This is a genomic window from Sulfurimonas sp. (assembly GCF_014859695.1).
In the GTDB taxonomy this organism is placed as follows: Bacteria; Campylobacterota; Campylobacteria; order Campylobacterales; family Sulfurimonadaceae; genus Sulfurimonas.
Genome location: NZ_JACUTS010000167.1, coordinates 1 through 1,793 on the forward strand (window position 1 = coordinate 1; position 1,793 = coordinate 1,793).

Annotated in this window: 2 protein-coding genes; both read left to right on the forward strand. The window is 37.3% G+C overall.

What is annotated here, in order from left to right; genetic code table 11:
• The first annotated feature begins 39 nt into the window (after nt 1-39).
• On the forward strand, nt 40-753 hold the full coding sequence (locus tag IBX42_RS12365; protein WP_294933234.1) for a C4-type zinc ribbon domain-containing protein: 714 nt from the start codon (nt 40-42) through the stop codon (nt 751-753).
• A 2-nt stretch (nt 754-755) separates the two neighbouring features.
• On the forward strand, nt 756-1,793 hold a 1,038-nt coding region (gene waaA, locus IBX42_RS12370), incomplete at its 3' end, for a lipid IV(A) 3-deoxy-D-manno-octulosonic acid transferase (RefSeq protein ID WP_294933235.1).

Here is a 1,793-nt window from a genome sequence, read left to right on the forward strand (position 1 = left end):
TAAGCAATCGGTACAACTATTTAATCCAAAAGGAGATTAATGAACTTACACCTAAAACAGCTAATTGACCTATCGCAAATTGACAAAGAGATAGATGCCTTTGAACCACAGATAGAAGAAGCAAACTCCAAGCTTGAGGCAGCACAAGCAAAAAAACAAAGTATAGATTCCGATATTGAAAATCTAACAAAAGAGATTAAAGACGAGGAAATTAAGAAGAAGAAGAATGAACTTCATCTGCAAGAACTTTCTCAAAAACTAGAAGACAACTCTAGAAAAAGCAATGAAGTTAAAACTGAACGTGAGATGAAATCACTTCAACTTGAAGAAGAGATTGCAAAAGAGCAGATAAATTTTGCAAATGAAGAGATTGAAAGACTTGAGAGGGTTGTCGCTTTAAAAACAGAACAGATGGAAGCTGCAAAAGAGTCTCTAAAAGAGCTTGATGCTAACTTGGCGTCTATTAAAAGTGAGGTTGATGCAAAATTAGATGTAATCAATAAATCTCGTCAAGAAGTGTTTGTGAAAAAAGAGAAATTAATCTCTGAGATGAATCAAAAAGGTCTTGCGTTTTATCAAAAAATTCGCAGATGGGCTAAAAATACAACTGTAGTTCCTGTTGAAGAACAAGCTTGCATGGGTTGTCACATGGTTATAAACGATAAGATTTATGCGGATGTTATCAAAGCTGAGGAGATTACAACTTGTCCACATTGCGGGCGTATTCTCTACATGGAAGCTCACGAAGAATAGGCTTGAAGCCGTTTACCTTTCTCTACTTTATCTTAAGCGTAGTGCTCTATTTGGCAGCACTGCCGCTTTTGATTTATCTCTCATTTAAGCATAAATACACAGAGTCAATTCCGGCTCGTTTTTTTCTTTTTAAAAATTCAAGATTTAAAAGTAGCGACGGGGTTTGGTTCCATGCATGCTCTTTGGGCGAAGCAAGAGCACTGAAACCTATCTTAGATCTTCTAAAAGATCAGGATATAAAGATAACAACGATAACGCATACAGGACAGGCGCAGGTCAGAAGGTATGATGCAGAGGTAAGATACTTGCCCTATGAGATGTTTTTGCCGTTTTGGGCAAAGAAGCAGAGAGTGCTTGTAGTTTTAGAGGCAGAATTTTGGTTTATGCTTTTTAGTGTCTTAAGAGCAAAAGGGACAAGGATAATACTTCTAAATGCGCGCATATCGGAAAAGAGTGCTAAAAAGTATCTTCAATTTGCTTGGTTTTACAAAAAAATGTTCTCAAGCGTAGAGATGATTTACGCGCAGAGCCAAGCTGACAAAAACCGTTTTCTAGCATTGGGCGCGAAAAATATTGAGGTTATCGGAAATATTAAATTAGCAGCTGAGATAAAAAAAACCAAAGAGTATAAAAAACCTAAAGGTGAGCTGATAGTCGCGGGAAGCACCCATGAGGGCGAAGAAGAGAGTATCTTAAAATCATTTATAGAGTATAAAAAACAGAGTGACGCAAAACTCGCCGTAGTTCCAAGACATCCTGAGAGATTTGAAGCAGTTTATGAACTTATGAAGAGATATGCCCACAAAAACTCTTTGACTCTAAGCCGATTTTCGCAAGATAGTGAGTTTGGCTCAGATTTGATCTTAGTTGATGCAATGGGTGAGCTAAATAATATCTATGCAATCAGCGATATTGCAATTTTAGGCGGTGCATTTAGGGATGATGTAGGCGGGCACAATCCGCTTGAACCAGCTTATTTTGGATGTAAAATCATTACCGGAAAACACTTTTTTCATCAAAGAGAGCTTTTTAAGTATGTT

What these genes read in the sequence shown, in the direction of transcription:
- IBX42_RS12365 (WP_294933234.1), top strand. Translation starts at nt 40, where the DNA reads ATGAACTTACACCTAAAACAGCTAATTGACCTATCGCAAATTGACAAA.